Below are 17417 nucleotides of genomic sequence, written 5' to 3'. Positions count from 1 at the left end.
ATTTTAAAACAATAGGATACAAAACAAGCAACTTTAAAATTTGAAGTTGCTTGTTTATAGTTAGCGCGAATACACGTCCCTACTAGTGAGTTGAACTATACAATCTAAAATAGCTGCAATGATTGATAATCATTTCATGAAATTTTGTATCTGAATAATCCTCCTTCAGAGTTTTAAAACTTTTGTAGTTCGGTAATTCCAATTCATTATACTTACTAAAATTAACTTTAAAAGTATCATCGCTTCCCTCATTGTAATAAGTATTCAATTCACATTTTGCCATTAAATAAAGACATCGGGCATTTAATTCCTTATCTGTTGATAATTCAATTACACGCTGATAAAACTCGAGGGACATTTCACTTAGCCCAAAATAAGTTTTGTTGTAGGATGTAATATCCGAAAGGTTGAACCCTTTTCTGTTTGCAATAATATCAGCGCCGTTTTCACTGGACTGATAATGATCACTCGAATAATGAATGTAATTATAATCACAACAGTTGGAATCACCAATTAAAGCCCCTCTGTAATATCCTGTATTTGAGATATTATAGTAATAATTAGCTAATAAATAGTTCGCCAATTTGGCTTTCCACTGTTTTTCGTTAGCGGTTAGCTTTTCTAATTCAATCAAATAAACCGCCAGATCAGAAATAGAAAAGTCTGGTTTAATAAAAGAGAACAAATCTGCTTTATAAACTTCATCATCCATCACTTCCTTTTCATCGCAGGAAAAACATTCTATAATATTATTACTAAATATTTTATTTGATAAAGATATTGTGCCACTCAAATTGGTACTCTTACCAAAATACTCCAATGCCGATTCTGCATTTTTCTGATACAAATAATAAATACCTTTCTGATAATTCAGATAATCAATAAACTTGTAGTTACTCCTCCTATTCTCCAAAAGTTCCTTTTCGTAAGCGCTTTTATCAGGCTTATTATAAAAGGCCTCCAAAGCATCTAACAGCTCCAAAGAACTAATACCTCCACCCGATTCCAATTGGTTATGAACAAGAAATGCTTTTGCTATTTGATTGTTTGCATAGTAAAGATTGGCGATTTTAGCTTTAATAAAACTCTTTAGATCTGAATTAAAATCAACTGGCCAAGTTCCCTTGTCAGGATATTTTGAAAGCACCTGAGAAATAAAGTTCTCATTTTCAATGGAAATATTCTCCCAGGAAAAAACTTCATAAACTATTGACAGAATCTTTTTCTGATCTGCAAATGATTTTACTGCCTCCAGTTTTCTTTTTGCTTCACCTATGTCATTCCTGATAAAAGACAAATACGAACCGGCCATTCTCCAGAAATCAGTATTTTTCACCTTCTGATTAGAAAGCTGTAGTTCGGCAATATTTAATAATTCGTTGTAATCCTCTCCTTCTTCCAAATTAGGTAATCTGCTCTCTCCTACACCAATATTTTTAGGCCATACATCGCGTTCAACATTATTTAATGCACGCATAAATAAAAGCTCAACTCTTCGATCATTAGCATCGAACCCAATAAACTTATTAATATTATCAGTCTCATTTGAGAAATTACGCAAACTTGTTATCAGGAGTAAATCTTTTTCATCTTCAATTCCATTTACAAAAGACCGCCCTTCAGCCTCAAAAGAGGTGCAAAAATTGAAACTTACAAATGCAGATTTTTTTCTATCGATACTATTACTCACTATTTTTGTGAACAGGTAAGCTGCCTTCTCATAATTTTCGGTGGAATAATAACAACCGGCAACTTGATCTAAAATATAATAGTAAATCTCATTTTTTTGTATTTTATTTTCAACTTTTGCTTCATAAAAGCCTATGGCTTCACCCCATGCTTTCGAATAATGCATAATGCGAATGATCTGATAGTAGTAACGCGCTTGTAATTGCGGGTCAGTCTCACTACTCAACAATAAATTTGCCTTTTCAAGTAAAGCTTCCGTGTCCACATCCTTCTCCTCTAAAATCTCATCGTAATCCCACGAGTTCCTTCTTGTTCTATAACTAAATGCTTCACTGCACTCTTGGGCAAAATCTACATAGAGTTTCGCTCTCTTTTCTGTTTCAGAATCCTTATTGATCCAATTAAAATCTTCAGGCTTGTAAATTGCCATTTCAATTTCTTCGGTACTCCACCCCGTAAGAATCTCTTTCCACAATTTTACATTCCCTTCAGGATATTCAGGTTCCTTGGATTCTGAATAAGAATTTTCTCCATAAAAAGCATTGTAATCATCCCTTAAAAAAGGATAGAACTCTTTGGCTGAAATATTTGTTTGTGCAAACAAGTTATAAAACCACATTCCTTCCCAATCACCTCCACCACATGCAAATACTGCAGATGATATAAATACTAATAACCCAGTTAAAATATTCTTCATAATTTTCCGACTAATTCGCTAAGATTGATATTCGAAAGAGATTTTTCATCCATATGATAAAATATAATCCCGTTCGTAATTAGTTTGCTTTCTTTTATTGTTTGGTACGAGTTCACAATTTCAGCAACAGATAATTCTTCCAATTTGATTTCATAACCTTCACTCAAATAAAACCCCTTGCAGAGCGTATCCTTTACCACTTGGAAATTTTTCACATCAACTTGTTTAAAATGCGGATCGTTTTTAAATATTGTTCTCTCGGCATTTTTAATAATTTTAATTTCATTATCCTTATTCTTAACCACTGTTTGCGAGAAAAGAGGCAAAGCAATATTCAAAGGCAAAGGATATTTGGTTTCAGAATCGATGTACTGTTTCACAATGCTGTTTTGCAGAATGGAATTCTGATTCATGTTTTTTAAGTCTCCAACATTATACAACATCAATGTACCTTTCTTCACGGGAGGAATTCCAGTTCTTTCTTTAAATTTAATTTGATGCAAACGAATGGTCACATCCAAATCAAATTCTTTACCTAAGTTTTCCAACAATTCAAAATAAGCGTATTTGGTACTTTCTGTCCAATCACAATCAATTTGAATTTGGGAAATTTGCTTGTTAAAATGTTTCAAACTGATCTGATTCACCAAATCTCTTATCCTATTGGATAATTTCTGTATTTCCAGATCTGATACCTGAAAAACTCTATTGGTAATGTATACAACCGGAACAATTTCAAACTCCTTGTACTCCTTTGCAACACTTTTCAATACATAAGTTGGAACAATACCATCATCATACCAATTGGGTTCGTGCTCCGATATTATATCAAAATAATGCAGATAGATTTTATTAGCATTTGCACTCTTTAAAGATTCCTGATATTGACTATTAAATTCAGCTTTCGATTTCCAATGATAAAAAGAGATTTCCTTCTTTGCGGTATCTTTTTGAGAACAGGAGGTTGTTATAAGAAGCAATAACATGCCTGACAACAAATGAGTTTTCACTTTCAAAATTTTCAGATTTATATTTTTATAGAAATTGAACAAAAATAGTAATTTTACTTAATTATGAATCATCATAATACCAAACTTTATCCCTTTATTGCTCAAACAATAGCTAAACTATTTAACTTCAAAGCCTATTTCGATCCAGTTCTTCTGCTAATGCCATCGCCTCCTTAATTACCAGCTCCGGAAAATCATTTATTTCAAGTATCCTGATTGCATTTCTGTTTTTCAGTTTTCCTTCCTTCAATTTGTAGTCAAAGTCCACCGATTTATCGCTCACAAGTTCACTGAAGTGATACAATTCATACTCCTTCTCCAACAAATCGGTTAATTCGATATCGTGAGTAGATACGAATACCCTATTGTTATTTTTTGCAAGCGCAGACAATACTGCTTTCCCCGCAGAAATCCGTTCGACGGTATTGGTTCCTTTAAAAATCTCATCGAGCAAAAACAAACTGACTTTTGCATTACACGACTTGTCAATCATGTTTTTAATGGTAAGAACCTCTTCAAAATAGTAGCTCTTGTCATTCATTAAATCGTCACTAATACGGATTGCAGAATAGATACAAATTCGAGGAATCATCATTGATTTAGCAAAGCAGGTATTCATCGTTAATCCAGTAAGAACATTGATGCCAATGGCTCGAATAAGAGAAGTTTTACCCGACATATTCGATCCGGTAAGCAATATGGATTTATCGTTTACCTCAATATCATTTCGAACACAATTCACAATTAATGGATGATAAATCTCACGAGCTTCCATCCGACTGTTCTCCTCATCAATTTTGGGAATACAGCAGTCGCCGCCTTTTCGCAAGGAAGCAATAGACAATAGCGCATCGATTCGTCCCACAAATGAGAAAACCTTCTCAATTTCCTTTCTTCTGGAATCCAAACGTTTCAATACGCCAAACAAAAGTAATGGCTCTAATAGAAATAAAATTTTCAACAACTCTAAAATGGACCAAAAGATTACTTGAAAATCACCTTCAATTTTCGACTCCAATTTAAAGATGAGCATTCTGTTTCTAATCTGATTGGTTGCTTGAATCGATTCATTCAAAAGGGGATTAATCCTTTTTAAATTTTTAGTTTGAAACAGTTTATTTGCAACTCGCTTAAGGATCAGGAGCTGAGGAATGGAGTCAGAATAGCTCGATAAGTTTCTTTTGTTCCATAAATGAAAGCAGATGTTAATAATAAAAACACCTCCTAAAACAAAAAACATTTTCAAATTAAAAGGCAAAAGAAGAACAGATAAAATGCTGGTAAAGGATAGCAATTGAATCACAAAAAACCATCTTGGCGGCTCTAAATACCCTTCCTGAAACAAAGTAGAAATGTAATAAGCCTCCCGATGATTTAGTTTCGTTAGTTCAGTTTGAATCTGAAGTCGAAAATTAGAATCAGTTGCAAATTGATTGATCAGCTCTTCGTCCAATTCAACATTTTTAGAATCAGAAGGAATCTCTCTCAATTTGTTGTACAGGTACTGTTGTCCAACTTTTGAATTTGTCCGATCCAGGAACATAAACAACTCATCAAAATCAAGATCGTTACAAGTTTTATCAGAAAGTTCCTGAAGAGTTGTTGAATGGTCTTTATTCCGAAAATACCTCTCTATTAATTCAAAATTGTAAGATTCATCTTTCAGCTTCCCAAAGGAGGCTTTTAATTGTTCTGCTTGTTTTTTCTTGAAGTTAGAGATCATATTGTGAAAATTATATCCTCGCTGTTTTAAATCTGAGCATTGTTGTTTTTTCTGATCATTAATTTAACAGTCCCAAAGCTAACAAATCTTTATAATTATCATAAACAATTCCAATCATAATAAAACATTAATTTAAGATCTTACATTTAGGCTTCCTCATCTGTAATCAGAAAACTAAGGGTGAATTTTAGGCAAACACAACTGCAAAGCCAATTTTATAAGTGAAAAAGGTCTTCGACAAGGCTGTTAATGCCAAATTAAAGGTCTAAAGTGTGTTCGAAGCACTTGTTGTTGCAAAATCGAAGGGAAATTGCAAGGCTGAGAAACTGAATTAAACAACAAAAAAGACGATACCGTACTTAATTATTGATTAAGGCTTAACACAGTTCCATGAATATATCCATCTCTCCTTGTTGATATCGGCATTCGAATCATTATTTAACAGATCGTTATTGAAAGTTTTTATATGATACAGGACTTACAGAGTACACGAGGGTGGCATTTTCGAAACTCCGAGGCATGTGTGTGTGACTAAAATGGGCATCCACAAAAAAACACAGGTCTTTTGTGTGACTAAAACCGGCATTTTTGAAACTCCGAAGGGCTTGTGTGGCTCAAAAATGGGCATCTACGAAAAAATAGGAGCATTGTGTGTCACTAAAATCGGCATTTTTGAAACTCCGAAAGGCTTGTGTTCCCCAATAACGGGCATTCCCAAAAAAATATGGGCATTGTGTGTAGCTAAAACACGCATTTTCAAAACTCCGAAGGGCTTGTGCATCGCAATAATGAACATCCACGAAAGTGAGAGGGCTTTGTATTTTGCTAAAATGGACATCCACGCAAGCAGATGCCCATTTTTATAAAATAAAACGGCCATATTTAAAACTGATCCTGCAAAGGGAATAATGCTCATCTAAATAATCAGAAGCCAGACGATACGAATTCAGAATTGATTCATTTTCTCCAAAAAACAGGAGCCGGCTTTAAACAAAGTACAGCCGGTTCCATATTGATATTCAAAATTCTTCCTCCTCTTTTTCAAAATGATAAACTTCGTTTTTACCAATTAAGGCTTCCCTGATTTTATCGTCCTTAAAATGACCTCCTTTAGTAAAATTGAGATCCATACTTACATGCTTTTATCATTTTTAACTGCGCACAGATTCCCGCACATGGTACAATGATCCTCTTCACTGCTTTCCGACTCCATTTTCCTCTTTCTGGCTAATTCCGGATCGATACTATTCGTAAACATTGTCTCCCAATCCAGATCGTAACGTGCTTTCGAAATCGTTACATCCCGCTGACGGGCACCTTCCACATTATTCACTAAATCAGCAGAATGTGCAGCAATCCGGCTTGCAATTACCCCCTCCTTTACGTCTTTAACATCGGGCAAGCACAAATGTTCGGCAGGCGTTACGTAACACAGAAAATCGGCACCGTGAATGGCTGCGATCGTACCCCCAATTGCTCCCACAATGTGATCGTATCCGGGAGCCGAATCGGTAACCAAAGGCCCCAGCACGTAAAACGGCGCTTCGCTGCAAAGTCTTTTCATCAATTTCATATTGGCTTCAATCTGATCCAAAGGCATGTGACCGGGGCCTTCTACCATTACCTGCACACCTTTGTCTCTGGCACGATCCACCAATTCCCCTAAAACCAGCAATTCTGCAACTTGTGCCCGATCGGTAGCATCAGCACCGGCTCCCGGACGCAAACCATCTCCTAAACTAATGGTTACATCGTATTGTTTGCAAATATCCAAAACCCGGTCGTATTGCTCATACAATGGATTCTCCTTCCCGTTTTCTTTCATCCAGCGCTTGAGCAAAGCTCCTCCCCGGCTTACAATGCCACACACTCGTTTATCATTCTCAAGAAAGGAAAGAGAAACCTTGGTTATACCACAATGTAAGGTCATAAAATCAACCCCCATTTTTGCCTGAATTTCAATTTCACGAAACAGATCTTCCGGATCGAGCTCTTTAATCGCTTTTCCTTCGGCCAGCAAACGTGTAGCTACACCATAAATGGGTACAGTACCAACCATTACAGAAGACTCCTTAATTATTCGTTGAAGAATAATATGCAGATCGCCGCCCGTTGACAAATCCATGATTGCATCGGCACCATATTGAACAGCCACTTTCATTTTTTCCAGTTCCTCTTGAAAATGGCAATGCTTTTCGGATGTGCCCATGTTGGCATTTACCTTAGTTCGCAAACCATTCCCTATTGCTGCAGCCGGAAAGTCATGATTTTTGTTTTTGGGGATTACAATCCGCCCCAATGCAATCTCATTTCGCAGCCATTCAACATCAACATTTTCGTTTTTTGCAACGATATTCATTTCTGCTGTGATAATGCCTTCTTTGGCTTTTTCTATTTGTGTAATCATTATTTCTTGTTTATTAAATTAGTAAACTCCAGAACTCTTTCATCAAACTGATCGGTTTGCATAAAATGCCGCACCATGGCAATATTTTTTGCTCCTGCACTTAGAATGGTCTGTATGTTTTCGGGAAAAATTCCTCCGATTGCCACCACAGGAATAGTCGCCATATTCAATACTTGCTTTAGTTGTTCAATGCCTACAGGTTGATCAGGCCTGGCTTTTGCATTGGTTGGATATACCGGGCCAAAACCTATGTAATCAGGCTTCTTAGCCAAAGCTTCCTTCACTTGCCAAATGGAATGCGTTGACAAACCAATTTTCATTTCTCCAACAATATTCCGGGCTTCTTCCATACTCATATCATCTTGTCCGAGGTGCAGAAAATCAGCATCACAAATTGCTGCAATATCCGCACGGTCATTCATCACAAAACTGGTTTCACTTCCTCTTGTAATGGCTCTGATTTCTTTTCCTATTCGTATTAATTCCTTATCGGATAAAAATTTTTCGCGCAGCTGCAGCATCTTAATACCCCGCTCAACACACGATTCGGCAATAGAACGGTAAGAGGTCTGCGGGTTTGTGATGATAATGTATAAACCAAAGTCGTCCATCTTATTTACTTAAATTTTCAGCAATTAAACCAGCTAATTTTTCACCGGAAAGAAGCATTCCTCCAAAGATAGGTCCCATTCGAAAACCACCGCTAACACCATTCGATGCCATACCCGACACATACAATCCAGGGTATACTTCTTTGGTGTTTTCTACAGTAGTTCGCTCAGCTTCATCTATCGACAAAGAGTATTCCCCCATCACTTTACCTGTTTTTGTGTTTAGCTTCACGTCGTTTTTACGTTCCAAGGTGCGGACAATGTCACAATCGTGCCCCGTGCCATCAACCACTGCTTTTGCCATGATCACCAAAGGATCAACATGCAATCCTTCTCTGCGAACAGGTGACCAATTTAAAACAACACCACATACCCTGTCATTTTGAAAAACAACATCTTCAATAGAAGAACAATTGAAGATTTTGACTCCTGCCTGCGTAGCATGGTAAATTAAAGCGGAAGTTGCATGCACAGAATCAAGCGTGTAATAATCTCCCTGATAGTTTGTGTAGGAAATATTTAATTCGTCGAGAATGTGCAGTGCATCTTTCTGAACTATTATCTCGTTAAACATCATGGCACCGCCCCACATGCCTCCGCCTGGAGCCAGTTTACTTTCATACAAAGCAACTTTAAAGCCTTTCTTTGCGAGATAATAGGATGCGATTAGTCCAGAAGGTCCACCTCCGACAATTGCCACATCAACCGATAAATTTTCTTTGAGTTTTTTAAAATAGGAATCGACGATTCCTGCAGATACAATTTGCTCCATTTTATTGTTTATTAAGTGAATAACATTAATAAACAGGGGCAGTCCTACTCCAAAAAAGCAGACTTTTCTTTACTTTCCTACGCAGGCATTATCCTGATCAGGTAAAGGGTATGATCTCAGCCTTAAAGTTAGGCACCCCTAGTTTATATAAATACAAATGTAAAATAAAAAACCGGAACAGGCTCTTCGCATGGGAATATTTTATGGATTAATTCCCGGGATAAATTATCTTTGCCTGCCAATAATAAGTTTGCAAACAATGTTAGATTTTAAGATAGAGGAAGATAAATGTATTGAGTGCGGTCTTTGTGCACAGGATTGCCCGGTTGGTATTATAGAATTGAATCCAAAGCCTGTCATCCGAAAAGAAAAGGAGACGAATTGTTTAAAATGCCAACATTGTTTAGCCATTTGTCCTACGGCAGCACTTTCGATATTAGGAAAAAATCCGGAAGACAGTGTTTCGGCAAAAGATGAAATGCCAAAGCCTGAAGCAATCAGCAGATTGATAAAAACAAGACGCTCGATCCGAAAATACAAAAAGGAAACCATTGATAAGGAATTAATTCAGGAACTGATTGAAACGGCTGCGCATGCACCAACAGGACATAACGACAATGCTGTTTTACTGTCGTTAATTGACAACAAAGAGGATTTGGACTTATTTCGGTTAAAAGTGTACGATTCACTGAAAAATGCCAGAGAATCAGGCACACTGGAGAAACGCTTTCAATTCCTGCTGTCCTATCAGAAATTATGGGAAACCAAAGGTATAGATGTTATTTTTAGAGATGCTCCACACCTAATTATTGCTTCTGCCCCATCTGCTGATGCTTCACCAATGGCAGATTGTTTAATTACATTGAGTTATTTTGAATTAATAGCCAACTCACACGGAATAGGAACACTTTGGAACGGAATGATAAAATGGGCAATAGATGATATTGATCCTGAATTACGCACTCTGATTGGCATACCAAAAGATCATACGATTGGATATGTAATGCTGTTTGGTAAATCTGCCGTAAAATATGCCCGGGGAATTCAATCGGAAGGCTTAAAAGTGAACCGGATAAAGCTTGAAAAATAAGAAGCCTGTATTCCTCAGAGATACTTACAATAGATTTATTCTATTAACATTTCATTAAAACAATTGTATTCAGTTCCTGCTTAATTTTACACTTTCAATTGGTGTAAACCAATCAATTTTCCACGAATCTGAAATCACAAAAACAATAAAACTTGCAAAATGAAGGTAGTCGCATTTAACGGAAGTCCGAAAAAAGAAGGAAACACTTACCATGCCCTTAAATTAGTAACAGAACAGTTGGAGATGCAAGGTATTGAAACTGAAATTGTTCACATTGGCAATAAAGGAGTAAAAGGTTGTACTGCCTGCGGTCTGTGCGCTAAAAATAAAGATGAGAAGTGTATAATTAAAGGAGATGATGTAAATATTTGGATTCAGAAAATGAATGAAGCCGATGGCATTCTGCTTGGCTCACCAGTTCATTATGCCTCTTTGGGAGCAAATATGAAATCGTTTTTAGACCGGGCATTCTATGTGAGTGGTGCAAACGGTAACTTGTTTCGCCACAAAGTTGGTGCTTCTGTTGTTGCGGTTCGTCGTTCGGGAGGATTGCCAACCTTTAACGAACTGAACAATTATCTCAACTATTCAGAAATGATGGTTCCGACATCAAATTATTGGAATGTAATTCACGGAACGACTCCAGGTGAAGTTTTACAGGATGAAGAAGGCATGCAGATTATGAGAGTTTTGGGTAGGAACATGGCTTATCTGCTGCAATTAATTGATCAGGGAAAAAATAAGGTAGAAGCTCCGGTACAGGAGAAGAAAATATACACCAGTTTTATTCGATAGAATAAGTACTGTCAATAAAAAAAAAACATTATTCCTGAACAAGAGTAATGGCTTTATTTTTTTAGCGATATTTCAAACACTTATTCTTTTTTCTCATGCTCCAGCATCCATGTAAAAATATCAGAGCTAAATGTATCATAGTCTGCATTTTCTTTCCCCATTCCGGTTCCCTCATATGTGTACGTCCATGAGTCATGTGCAACATCAGGATACAATGTAATTTTAGCTTTTTCTGTCGGATTGATGCTGTTTATTGCCTCAATCATGTTTTTTGATTTGGAAGGTGCAACCGTTGCATCACTCTCTCCGTGAAATGCCCAAACAGGAATGTTTTTAAATTTTACTGCCTGTGCTGTATTTCCACCACCACAAATGGGCACAAGAGCAGTTACATGAGATTCATCGCCACAAGTCCCCACATAACTAAAGCATCCAAAACCGCCCATACTTATTCCGGTCATGTATATTCTGCGTTCATTCACCTTGTATTTCTCTATAATGAATTCAACAAAGCGCTTTATTTTGTCGGCTTGCCAGCCATCGTCATGACATTGAGGAGAAATAACCAACATAGGATATTTTGGTGACCAACTTCCGTTTTCAATCATTTTAGGAGGCCCGTTTACCAAAATCCGATCTAAATATTCAGGATGTTTGGCGCTGTTGCCTTTTTCACCGGATCCATGCAGGAAAATCAGTAAAGGATACATCGAATCCTTATCATCATCGTATCCTGCGGGTTGATAAGCGTAGTAACCATAGGGAGCATTAGCTTCTGCCAATATGTGGCTGGAATGAGTTCCGCCGGTATCTAAAGGCAAATTGGAAAGGTTGTAGTAATCTGCCTTGGATAAACTATCATCACTGGAACAAGAAGCAGAACAAAACGAAATAAGAATACAAAAGGATACAAGAACACAGTTCTTCATGACACGAAATTATTTTATAATTATCAATAAATTTTAATTATGCAATAATACGAGATGAAATCACATTTAGACGAAAAGAATACTATAATAATGACTCTGTGTTAAATAATTCACACTTTTTAGCAGACCTTGTATTTCAGGTTTACTGATTTAACCATTTCTTGAACTCAGTACACCGGTCCTGACTAACAATAGCATCAATACATTCCGGGTGATTGGGTTTGAGATTTAATTTTATTCTGTTTTTTGAATAATAGTGCATATCTTCAATGGCCTGATAACTAACGATAAATTTGCGGTTAACCCGGAAAAAACGCTTCGGATTCAATTTGCTTTCCAAAGATGTCAGAGTGCCATCAAAAAGATAACGGTTCCCATCCAATCCAAATAGATAAAGCGCCTTACCGTCAGCCATAAAGTAGGCCACTTTTTCAACTTCCAATGAACTGAGTCTGTCGCCCCGACTCACCATGAATCGTTCCTGGTATTGATCACCAGTCATTAAGCTGTTTAAAGATTTCTGAAGAGCACTAAAATCAAGAGATTCTTTCTCCTGAAACATTGTCTCGAACTTTGTGATGGCTGCTTCCACATCTTCAGAATCCATCGGCTTTAGTAAATAATCAACACTGCATTGTTTAAAGGCCTGTACTGCATATTGATCGTAGGCTGTGGTGAAAATAACCGGTGTGGTAATTTCCAACCGATCGAAGATCTCAAAACTGTTGCCATCACCAAGGTGTATGTCCATAAAAATCAAATCAAGCTTATTCCCGGACAGATACTGTACGGCCTGCTCAACATTTTCCAGATGTGCTTTAATTTCAACTTTATCAGGACGTATATCCAGCAGCATTTTTTCCAGTTCCCGCGCCGCCAAACGTTCATCTTCAACAATAGCTACTTTGATCATTTTTATCTAATTTTTATCCGACCAAATTACAAAAGAAAAGGGGCAATCCGTAATGGAAAACCCCTAATTTCATTTTATTGATATGCTAATTAACCTAATTACTCAAATTTGGATTGTTGTTTATGGCTTCATCCGGATAACGGAGCGTATAACGGGGATCGCCCTGATTTAGAGTCGCTGACTCTGTTTTATAGGCATGATTAATTTGCTCTTGAGTTGTTCTTCGTAAATCGAACCAACGATGTCCTTCAAAAGCAAACTCTCTATATCTCTCATTTGCAATTTCTGCAATTAATTCTGCTTTGTTTAATCCAGCAATACGAGTTACTTCTGTATTGTAAAAATCAGTAAGTAAACGTTTTGCTTTCAACTGATTTAAATAGTTTCGAGCTTGATCCAAATCGTCTAGTTTTGCAGCACACTCAGCAATTGTCAAATACATTTCAGATGTTCTGAATGTACATTTGGTAGTACTTTGATGCTCTTTAGTGATTATAAATTCGCCCGCTACATCATCTGAATCTTTAAAATACATTCCAAAACGATTATCGTTATCGTGATTGAAAGCTGCTTTCATATTGTCAGAAATAAACGACGCATTTTCAACCATTGATGAAATTACATCTTCTAATGCCAAAATGCTTTCAACAGAAGTATACGCATAAGGTAATACCGAAGTATCAACACTAATATCCTGTAAATCGGCTTTCACTTTTAGAACTTCCAGAGCAAATTTTCTTGCATTTTCAAAATCACCCATATACAAATAAACTCTTGATTGAAAGGCCAAAGCGGCCAACTTACTGAAACGATAATTCAATCCTGTTTCGTAAGTTTCAACGTTCAACTTCGCTATTCCATCTGTAATATCTGATACTATTTGTGTATAAACCTCACCCACACTACTGGCAAAATATTCAGCTTCCGTATCAATTTTTAATGAAAGAGGCACGCCTTTATCGGTATTAGCAGTGGCTGAATTGTAAGGCAAACCATAAAGATTTACCAGATTAAAATGCATTAAAGCTCTCAATAAGTAAGCTTCTCCAACAATTTGATCAATTTCTTCAGAACTTCCTTCTGTTGCATCAGCACCAGCATCTATAATGTGATTGGCATACATGATCATTTTGTAATATTGCTGCCATGAAAAACCCAATGTGTTTGATGATTGGTTGACATCATTCCACAAATAGATATCCTGAACTTCTGTAAGATCATATTTTGTTTCATTCAACTTTACTTCATCGGTTCTAAAAGCAATTCTTCCTTTATCGGCAGGAATTCCATTGTATGCACTTGTCAGTAAAGCCCGAAAATCATCTGTTGTTGTTGGAATCAACCGGTCTTTTGGCTTTACATCCAAATAATTATCGCAGGCAGAAAAGCTCACAACCGCCAACAACAGGGCAATGTATATATTTAATTTTTTCATTGTGTAAGTCATTAGAAAGTTAAATTAACACCTAAAGTATATGATTTTTGCTGTGGCTGAGCGTAAATATTACCATATGATTCCGGATCAAAATAGCCATCATATCCATTGGAAATAACAAATGGATTTCGAGCTTCTAAACTGAATCGTACGTTTGATAATTTGATGCGCTTTAACATTGCATTTGGCAAGGTGTAACCCAAACGAATACTACTGATTCTCATGTAATTTACCTTTTTCAACCAAGTATCCAAATGACGGTATGTTCCTGCATTATCAATGTTATCGTACCACTGTTTTTCCATCCAATAGGCACCGTCAGCCGACGTAGAGCCTAATAAATTTGGCAGGTTTTTATTGGTTCCATTAATTACATCCAATAATTTACGTGATGTGTTTCTTCCTCGGTCATACTCGGTCATGCTGTAATCCGGCTGAGCCAAAATATTCATCCCCAGGTTAAAATTCGCTGAGACAGCCAAATCAATATTTTTATACTTAAAAGTATTGATAATACCACCGGAATATTTAGGATCTGAATCACCAGCATATGTGAAAAGCCCACGCACTTGCTCAGTTGTTAAATTTGAACCTGCATAATTGCCCGGCCAAAAATCAGCATATTGATCGTATAGATCAAAAAACTCTTTTCCTGTTACAGCCGTTCCATTCTTATCGAACAAAGGATATCCGTTCTCATCAAAGCCCTTTGTATTAATTACCCAAACTGAATTAGCCGAATATCCTTCGCGGGATGGTAAAAACTGATTTGCCGGAATTTTTTCTTTTAGTACTTTGTTCTCGTTGTGAGCAATATTAAAACTGGTATTCCATTCGAAAGTTTCAGTCTTAACATTACGGGTGGCAATGCTCAATTCCCAACCCTTATTTGTCATTTCAGCCCAGTTTACAGACATGGCACTAAAACCAGTCTCATGTGGAAGATTCTGAGTTCCTATCAAATCTGTTCCTTTTCTTTCGTAATAGTCAAAACTCATACGAATAGCATGATGAAATAAAGAGAGATCAGTACCAATATTGTAGGTAGATGTTTTTTCCCAACGTAATTTATCGTTTGGCAAACCACTTACATCAATACCATCTTCGCTGGTTCCCGGAAGATTGGAAACGGTAGTAGGTGTACCAATAATGTATGGGGAACTTTCTTTATCAATATTTCCCTGCAATCCGTAAGATGCACGAAACTTCAAACGACTCAACCAATCAATATCACTTAAAAAACTCTCCTCGCTGGCATTCCAAGCTCCACTTAAAGCGTATAAAGGCAAATATCTGTATTTCGGATCAACACCAAACAAATCTGAACCATCGAAACGAATGCTCCCAAAAAAAGTGTAACGCCTGTCGTAAGTGTAGGAAGCCGTCGCAAAAAAGGAAGCATAGCGGTTCTTTCTATACACTTTTCTGAACAATGGAAATGATTTTGCATCAGTTTCATCTCTAAAAATAACTGGTTTAGAAGTCATTCTTTCGGCATTCCATCCGTAAGCTGCAGAATAAATCTGAGTAAATTCATTTTGACGTAATTCATTACCAACCATCAATTCAACTTCATGTTTTTCATTAAAAAGTTGATTGTACTCTATAATATTTTTCCAATTATAAGAACTGTTATCCGCTTCCCAATTTTGAAGAACTCCTCCTTCTGGAATAAAATAGAATGGTTTTCCTCCTGAAAAATAGCGGCTTTTGTGACGTTCTTTTCTAGCAAAGAAAGTCTCCTCTTCCGCTTCCTTTTTAGTATTTGTTTTGTCTATTTGAATGCCGTATTGAGTACGAAATTTAAGATGAGAATTCAGATCCCATTCTAAATCTAAAATAGCGTTAATACTTTGTCCTTTTAATTTATTCTGTGTTCCTGCTCTTTCCTCTAAAATATTGAAAGGAATGTAGGCAATGTTATACAAGCCATCCTCATCAACATTATACACGTAATTATTATCTTCATCGCGCAATTTTAAATAAGGATTCGCTAAACGTACGTAGTTTGCAGGATTTGTTAATTTACTTGATCCGGTAAGGTAAGATTTACTTTTGCGTTCGTTGGCAAATAAACTAATTCCCAATCTTAAATTATCACGTAAGTTAAAATCGGTTTTTAAAGTTACATTGTAACGATTAAGCGATGTACCAATAGTTGTTCCTTTTTCGGTATGAGCACCTAAGGAAAAATAGTAGGTTGCCAAATCGCTTCCACCGGAAACACTCAAACTATGATCTTGATTCACCGCATTCTGATACAATTCATCTTCCAGATTAGCATCTACACTTCTTAATGCATTTATAGCCGCTAATGATTCCGGTGCAATTGCTGAAACACCACCTGTTTGGTAATTGTCCCAATCATTATTTGCATTCAAAATTTGTGATATACTGCCATACTGACTGTTATAGGTAAGATCGGTACGACCGGCCAAAGCCATCTCCAGATCCACCTTTTCATTCGAATTCATCAAATTCAACTTGCTAAAATCAGGTCGTGAAATAAAAGAAGTATTACTCGTCAAATTCACTTTCATTTGTCCGGCTTTACCCTTTTTAGTTGTAATCACAATCACCCCATTTGCCGCACGGGCACCATAAATTGCAGTAGCCGCAGCATCTTTTAGTATTGTAATATCAGCAATATCCTGAGGATTTAAACCACCAACAGAAGAATTGTACAACTGATCGATATTGTCTTTGTCGTTGTAATCAGGAACTTCGTTCCCTTCCAAAGGAATTCCATCCAAAACCCACAACGGATCTTGTGTTCCGTTTAATGACGCTGTTCCACGAATACGGATTTTTGCCGGAGCCCCAGGTGCCCCACCTTGAACAATACTGGTCACACCAGCGATTTGCCCACTCAACATCTGATCCACGTTTGGAACACCAGCTTGTCTGATATTGTCAGCATTCACTTTAACAACCGCCGAAGTCAGCTTGCGTTTTTCGATTTTCTGATAGCCGGTAACAACAACCTCACCCAATTCACTTGTTGAATCGCTAAGTTTAATTGTGATAAATGATTTTCCTGTAATATCAACCATTTGAGTTTCGAAACCCAAAAAGCTGCAGGCAATCGTATTCAATTCTTTAGGAACTTCCAATGTGAAGTTTCCATCAAAATCGGTAATTGTTCCCAATGTAATGTTCTCAATAATCCCTTTTATATTGGTTTCGGCACCAATGGTTGACTTATCAATGTAAACCGAAGCACCAATTAGAACATCTCCATCACTTTCCGAGAGAACCGTTCCTTTAATCTGCTTCATTTCCTGTGCCCAGCCAAAAGCGGGAAGCAAGATCAAAAGCAGGCTTAGCAGTCTTTTCATAAATTTGT

Annotated in this window: 13 protein-coding genes and 1 riboswitch; of the genes, 2 read left to right on the top strand and 11 right to left on the bottom strand. The window is 36.8% G+C overall.

Features of this window, described 5'->3' with window-relative positions:
- Positions 1-82: 82 nt before the first annotated feature.
- The 7 genes from GQR60_RS03025 to GQR60_RS02995 form a co-directional block, all read right to left on the bottom strand.
- Entirely contained in the window at positions 83-2386 is a 2304-nt protein-coding gene (locus tag GQR60_RS03025) for a hypothetical protein (RefSeq protein ID WP_124991511.1), read from the bottom strand.
- Complete coding sequence (locus tag GQR60_RS03020; RefSeq protein WP_124991510.1) at positions 2383-3402, bottom strand: hypothetical protein; 1020 nt, start codon at positions 3400-3402, stop codon at positions 2383-2385. The genes GQR60_RS03025 and GQR60_RS03020 overlap by 4 nt, the downstream gene beginning before the upstream one ends.
- Positions 3403-3523: 121 nt before the next feature.
- Positions 3524-5119 (bottom strand): MutS-related protein, encoded by a 1596-nt coding sequence (locus GQR60_RS03015; protein ID WP_124991509.1) that lies wholly within the window; start codon positions 5117-5119, stop codon positions 3524-3526.
- Between the two features lie 628 nt (positions 5120-5747).
- A complete protein-coding gene (locus tag GQR60_RS03010; RefSeq protein WP_124991508.1) occupies positions 5748-5999 on the bottom strand; it encodes a hypothetical protein in 252 nt (83 codons plus the stop codon).
- 252 nt (positions 6000-6251) lie between these two features.
- Positions 6252-7526, bottom strand: a complete 1275-nt coding sequence (gene thiC / locus GQR60_RS03005; RefSeq protein ID WP_124991507.1) for a phosphomethylpyrimidine synthase ThiC — start codon at positions 7524-7526, stop codon at positions 6252-6254.
- Positions 7526-8137 carry a thiamine phosphate synthase gene (gene thiE / locus GQR60_RS03000; RefSeq protein WP_124991506.1) on the bottom strand — a complete coding sequence of 204 codons (612 nt, stop codon included), beginning with the start codon at positions 8135-8137 and terminating at the stop codon, positions 7526-7528. Before thiE ends, thiC begins: the two co-directional genes overlap by 1 nt.
- 1 nt (position 8138) lies before the next feature.
- A complete protein-coding gene (locus tag GQR60_RS02995) occupies positions 8139-8909 on the bottom strand; it encodes a sulfide-dependent adenosine diphosphate thiazole synthase (RefSeq protein ID WP_124991505.1) in 771 nt (256 codons plus the stop codon).
- Positions 8910-8966: 57 nt separating this feature from the next.
- Positions 8967-9059, bottom strand: a riboswitch (TPP riboswitch).
- A gap of 109 nt (positions 9060-9168) precedes the next feature.
- Here GQR60_RS02995 and GQR60_RS02990 point away from each other — a divergent pair.
- Positions 9169-9999, top strand: coding sequence for a nitroreductase family protein (locus GQR60_RS02990; RefSeq protein ID WP_124991504.1), 831 nt, complete (start codon positions 9169-9171; stop codon positions 9997-9999).
- Positions 10000-10158: 159 nt separating this feature from the next.
- Positions 10159-10794 carry a flavodoxin family protein gene (locus GQR60_RS02985; RefSeq protein ID WP_124991503.1) on the top strand — a complete coding sequence of 212 codons (636 nt, stop codon included), beginning with the start codon at positions 10159-10161 and terminating at the stop codon, positions 10792-10794.
- Between the two features lie 80 nt (positions 10795-10874).
- Here the strand turns inward: GQR60_RS02985 and GQR60_RS02980 are convergent, their stop codons facing one another.
- From GQR60_RS02980 to GQR60_RS02965, 4 genes are all read right to left on the bottom strand, one after another.
- Entirely contained in the window at positions 10875-11723 is an 849-nt protein-coding gene (locus GQR60_RS02980; protein WP_124991502.1) for a carboxylesterase family protein, read from the bottom strand.
- A 142-nt stretch (positions 11724-11865) separates the two neighbouring features.
- Positions 11866-12636, bottom strand: coding sequence for a LytR/AlgR family response regulator transcription factor (locus GQR60_RS02975; RefSeq protein ID WP_191991584.1), 771 nt, complete (start codon positions 12634-12636; stop codon positions 11866-11868).
- Between the two features lie 94 nt (positions 12637-12730).
- Positions 12731-14071 carry a RagB/SusD family nutrient uptake outer membrane protein gene (locus GQR60_RS02970; RefSeq protein ID WP_160463398.1) on the bottom strand — a complete coding sequence of 447 codons (1341 nt, stop codon included), beginning with the start codon at positions 14069-14071 and terminating at the stop codon, positions 12731-12733.
- Between the two features lie 11 nt (positions 14072-14082).
- Positions 14083-17409: a SusC/RagA family TonB-linked outer membrane protein gene (locus tag GQR60_RS02965; protein ID WP_124991500.1), complete on the bottom strand. Its 3327-nt coding sequence runs from the start codon at positions 17407-17409 to the stop codon at positions 14083-14085.
- Positions 17410-17417: the final 8 nt, after the last annotated feature.

Source organism: Labilibaculum euxinicum (assembly GCF_009795715.1).
GTDB classification, from domain to species: Bacteria; Bacteroidota; Bacteroidia; order Bacteroidales; family Marinifilaceae; genus Labilibaculum; species Labilibaculum euxinus.
Note: the sequence above shows the minus strand (reverse complement) of the source record. Positions and strands in the feature narration are given on the sequence as shown.